This window comes from Photobacterium sp. OFAV2-7, assembly GCF_022347985.1.
Classification (GTDB): domain Bacteria; phylum Pseudomonadota; class Gammaproteobacteria; order Enterobacterales; family Vibrionaceae; genus Photobacterium.
Genome location: NZ_JAKRFQ010000345.1, coordinates 1 through 5,025 on the forward strand (window position 1 = coordinate 1; position 5,025 = coordinate 5,025).

At 45.8% G+C, this 5,025-nt stretch carries 5 protein-coding genes; 3 read left to right on the forward strand and 2 right to left on the reverse strand.

The window, feature by feature from the left end; genetic code table 11:
- The 3 genes from MHN01_RS16330 to MHN01_RS16340 form a co-directional block, all read left to right on the forward strand.
- Positions 1 to 944 (forward strand): HDOD domain-containing protein (locus tag MHN01_RS16330; RefSeq protein WP_239412313.1); only part of this gene is annotated, 944 nt, incomplete at its 5' end.
- A 189-nt stretch (positions 945 to 1,133) separates the two neighbouring features.
- Positions 1,134 to 1,754 (forward strand): DNA-J related domain-containing protein, encoded by a 621-nt coding sequence (locus tag MHN01_RS16335; protein WP_239412314.1) that lies wholly within the window; start codon positions 1,134 to 1,136, stop codon positions 1,752 to 1,754.
- Between the two features lie 133 nt (positions 1,755 to 1,887).
- Positions 1,888 to 2,730, forward strand: a complete 843-nt coding sequence (locus MHN01_RS16340; RefSeq protein ID WP_239412315.1) for a pirin family protein — start codon at positions 1,888 to 1,890, stop codon at positions 2,728 to 2,730.
- Positions 2,731 to 2,852: 122 nt separating this feature from the next.
- Here the strand turns inward: MHN01_RS16340 and lpxL (MHN01_RS16345) are convergent, their stop codons facing one another.
- Both lpxL (MHN01_RS16345) and lpxL (MHN01_RS16350) read right to left on the reverse strand, forming a co-directional pair.
- The gene (gene lpxL / locus MHN01_RS16345; RefSeq protein ID WP_239412316.1) at positions 2,853 to 3,779 is read right to left on the reverse strand and encodes an LpxL/LpxP family Kdo(2)-lipid IV(A) lauroyl/palmitoleoyl acyltransferase; all 927 of its coding nucleotides are present in this window, start codon (positions 3,777 to 3,779) and stop codon (positions 2,853 to 2,855) included.
- A gap of 330 nt (positions 3,780 to 4,109) precedes the next feature.
- On the reverse strand, positions 4,110 to 5,025 hold a 916-nt coding region (gene lpxL, locus MHN01_RS16350; protein ID WP_304622864.1), incomplete at its 5' end, for an LpxL/LpxP family Kdo(2)-lipid IV(A) lauroyl/palmitoleoyl acyltransferase.

The following is a 5,025-nucleotide window of genomic DNA, read 5'->3' on the forward strand; positions in this document are numbered from 1 at the left end:
AAAAGATCCTCGAACTGGTTCAGAAAACAGCGGAAAATGTAATGGAATCCCGCTTTGAAAAGATGGACATTGAACGACTGCTCAACCTTCACTCTGGCTTTGCCGATTTTGCCTCGTTTGCATATACACCCACACTTAACTTTCAAAAACTTGGTTCACTTGCGATTCTCTACAATTCCCTGGGCGCAAACATTCTTGAACTTGTGAATAACACACAGTTCTGTAAGCAAATGGGAAAGACGCCGAGAAAAATATCCGATCCAAAAACAGCCATCGGCTTTATCGGAGTTGATAACTGCCGGATGCTCTACCCTGTTCTGATGACAAAGCCACTCCTTAAGTGGGCTGACAGCAATACAAAGCTTATCGCCCCGAAAATGTGGCAGCATGCAATCACTATGGCGAACGTGACCCGCATGCGTTTAAGTGATGCCGGGTATAAAGAGCCTGACGAAGGCGTTTTGCTGGGAATGTTACGCGGCATTAGTCAATTCGCCATATGTAATCACTTTACAAACTGCTTTGATGATGCTTTGGAACTGGTCATGACAAGGTTCAGAGAAAATGAGCAACGTGAGGAGTATTTTGCGTGCGCCGATGTCAGCTACTCCATGGAGTTTCTGCCTGCGGTACTTGAGAAGTGGGAAAAGAGGCTTACTCAGCGCATTGTTGACTATATCGATTGGGGCCCAAGAAACCTGCATCTAAAAAATGCCCTCTTGGAAGATATCAATGATGTGTCTGTCTATGAACGCAGCCTGCATGGCGTCGCTCTCGGCCAGGCAAGATCCTATGCTATCTACGATATGATGAAAAAAAGTAACGCATTTCTGACCGATCATGCTCCTTACTGGTTCGCGCATATGCAAATGGACGGAAAGATCCTAAAAAGTATTGGTGCTCGTAATCCAGGTAAATTTAGCCTGTCAGTTAATAAGGACTAACTTCAGGCTAGATATTTATACTCAGCCTTCTACCGATCTACATCGATATTCCTTTTCTAGGAATATCGATGAAAATAGAGTTTTATTATCAACGTATTACCATCGCTAATACTATTTAACCCAGCCAACTTCTTCATTTCCCTTTTTTCTGCTACGCTGGTTTCAAATTCAATGAGAAGCATATGAGAAATGGATCTAGATAAGTATACCGAATACGACAATCCTTTGATCTGGCCGATTATATCGCTACTGCAAGCGAAGCCAAGCGGTTGGATGATCCATACTTTAGCTGATGCACTCAGACAACAAGACCTTCTCGAAACACTAGACGACGATCCGGAAAAAGATCTCTTTAAACGCAATTTCCTCTTGATGAACGCTCTCTATCAGCTTCAGGAGATGTTGCTACCAAAGCAATGGCTTCAGGCTCAAGCTATGGACATTCGCTTATCACATAACTTGGCTTCTGACCATAACCAAGTCGACACTGACGATCCGTTAAGAAGCTACTACCTTGACTGGCGTAACTACAACACGGATGCTGAAGCAGTTAAAGCCTTGCTGTCTTCATTCTGGCGTCGCTACCAAAGCCATATCGGCTCTTCACAGAACGCTTCATCTGCACCAATTTCAAACGGCAACCACCAGGATCTTGCCATTCTGGAACTCCCTGCTGATGCAACAGCCAGTCAAATCCGCCGTCAATGGCGCAAGCTCGCTCTGCGCTGGCACCCTGACAGACCTAATGGTGATGCTGAACAATTCCGCAAAGTATGTGAAGCCTGGCAAAGGCTAGGTTCTAGGTTCTAGGTTCTAGGTATAGCGACCCAAAGTCATTCAGTTTTTTCAAACAAGCTGTTCACCTTTATCCTCTGTTAACCACCAAGCCTCCCTCCTACACTAACAACATTCCCCATTGAATGGGTTTGTATTCGGAGGGCATATGGCTATCAGACGTATTAAGCAAATCATCGATTCTCACCCATCGTCCGATGGCGATGGCGTCAAAATTCAACGAGCGCATGGTTTTAACAACAGCCAGTTCTCACCATTTTTGATGATTGACGAGCTAAAATCAGAAAGCCCAGATGATTATATCGGCGGTTTTCCTCCTCATCCGCACAGAGGTATCGAGACCCTAACCTATATGCTGCAAGGACATTTCCAGCATAAGGATCATATGGGAAATACCGGTGAGCTTCGCGATGGCGGCGCGCAATGGATGTCGGCTGGACGTGGCGTTATTCACAGTGAAATGCCCATGATGACCGATGGCAACCTACATGGTTTTCAAATATGGATTAACCTGCCAGCAACCAAAAAAATGCAACCGGCGCAGTACCATGATTTCCAACCCGAAGTGATCACAGAAAAATCACTTTCAGAAAATAGCCTGGTCCGTGTTATCTCCGGCGATTTGACCATCAAGGGTGAGACATTAACCGGCCCCTTACAGAAAACCGGTGTTCCGACAACAGTTGCCGATTGGCGAGCAACCAGTGGCGAATCATTCAACAGTTGCCTGAATCCGGATTTTCAAGCCATGTTGTATGTTTACAAGGGAGTTATTGAGATCGCAGGCGTCACGGCCCGGGCAGGTCAGCTGGCTATTCTCGAGAGCGGTGAAGGACTGTCAATCAAAGCAACAGAGGATACTGGCATCTTACTTCTTTCAGGCTTGCCCATCGATGAGCCCGTTGTTCACTATGGTCCTTTTGTGATGAACAGCATGGAAGAAATTGAGCAGGCGATATCTGATTATCAGCAAGGTAAGCTGGTTGGCTAAACCAGGAAGGCGAATTTATTAGAAGATAAGTTCATTGGAACAAAGTGCCGCAGGTAAAAAAAGTGTAAGGGAAAGCACCATGTCGTGCTAATCCCTACACTTTTCTTAATCACAATTGAGAGTTAGTAAAGAGATTCTTCGCCTTCTGGGCGTGTCTTAAAGCGGCGGTGAAGCCACATATACTGTTCCGGCGCTTCCATAATTGAGCGCTCGATAGCCTTGTTTACATAAGCAGCGGCAGCATCAGGATCATTGTGAGGAAACTCATCCAGCGGTGGGAAGACCTTCAGTGTATAGCGCCCCATATCCGTATTGCGGACCATCGCGAACGGTACCACAGCACAATCAGATGCATCGACCAGCAAACTGGTTCCGGTTGTGGTGCAAGCTTTTTCAACCGCAAATAACGGAGCAAATGTCGAACGACGTCGACCGTAGTCATGATCCGGCGCATACCAAACGCGTTCACCTTTTCGCAATGCGCGCAGCATGCCTTTCACATCTCGGCGATCAACCATGTATTTGTTCGAGCGAATACGGCCGTTGAACTGGAAGTAGTCAAAGCACGGGTTCGTATTTGGTCGATAAACCCCTACTCCCGGTGTTTTCAATCCAAATGCGCGGGCACCGAGTTCAAGGTTCAGCGAATGCACGGCAACCAACAGAACCCCTTTACCCTGCTCTGCAAGCTGATGAATGTATTCTAAACCTTCATAGCTTACGTGGCGCTCAACTCGCAAATCTGGCCAGAACCAAGCCATACCGGTTTCAAACATAGCCAAACCTGTATTGTCGATGTTCTTTTGTGTCAACGCTTCGCGTTCATCCGCTGACATATTCGGGAAACAAAGCTCAAGATTACGTTCAATCGTCTTGCGGCGCTTTTTCATTATTACCATTGCAAGGCGCCCAAGCCCCTGGCCGAGGCGGAACTGGATAAAATACGGCAACCAGCTGATTAGATACATCACACCAATCATGGTCAACGTTAGCCAATAGCGTGGATGAAGAAACGCTTTTTTAAACGTAGGCGCTGTTAAATTACTCATATCAGAAAAACATTCCCATGGTTATTATTATGGCTTCATCATGGTCAATAAAAGCAAGGGATTACCCATATCGAACATCGTATTTTATTAATTAGTAACCAATCATGCAAGACTGTAACAAGACTTCTAGCTATCCATACAGGCTATATTAAGAAAACTATACTTAAATCCAATAGTTAGCCCTGTAAGTTTACAACATTACAGAGAACAAATAATACCCAAAAGGAATGAATGACATGTTTGACGAGGAAAGAAAAGCCCACATGAGCGGGCTTTTGGAAAGATAGATGCGTTAGGCCTATTTAGGCAATAAGTCTCTCACTAGGACGATTATTTAGCATATAAGCAAGTCTCTCCTTCCGGGCGAGTCTTAAAGCGACGGTGAAGCCACATATATTGCTCGGGAGCTTCCATGATGGAACGCTCAACGGCTTTGTTGATGTACTCTGCCGCAGCCTGTTCATCTTTATGAGGAAAGGCTTCCAAAGGCTCATGAATTTTCAGGGTATACTGGCCGGATTCTGTATTTCTGACAATTGTAAACGGCACTACGGCACATTCAGATGCATCAGCCAATAAACTTGTTCCCGTTGTCGTACACGCTTTTTCAACGGCAAAAAGCGGAGCAAAGGTTGAACGACGACGACCATAGTCATGATCCGGGGCATACCATACGACTTTACCGGTACGCAAAGCATGGATCATCCCTTTTACATCTCTGCGATCTATCAAGGTACGGTTTGAGCGAGAGCGGCCTTGATACTGGAAATAATCAAAACAGGGATTGCTATTAGGTCGATAAACCCCCATTCCCGCTTTAGTTATCCCAAACGCACGTGCCCCCAATTCCAGGTTCATCGAATGAACCGCCATCATCAACATCCCCTTCCCTTCGCTTTCCAGCTTGTAGATATGCTCCATGCCTTCAAGGGTCACATGGCGGCGAACACGCAGATCAGGCCAAAACCAGGCCATTCCGGTTTCAAACAGCGCCAGCCCGGCATTCTTGATATTCATTTCAACAAGACGATTACGTTCCTGTTCTGGCATATCAGGAAAGCAAAGCGAAAGGTTCTTCTCAATTGTCTGACGACGTTTAGGCAAAACCCGCATAACTCCCTGCCCAATCCACTGTCCTAGGCGAAACTGGATAAAATATGGCAGCCAGCTAAGCAGGTACATAACCAAGATCATCACTAATGTAGGCCAATAGCGAGGCAGGAGAAATTTATAACTAAAAGTTGGT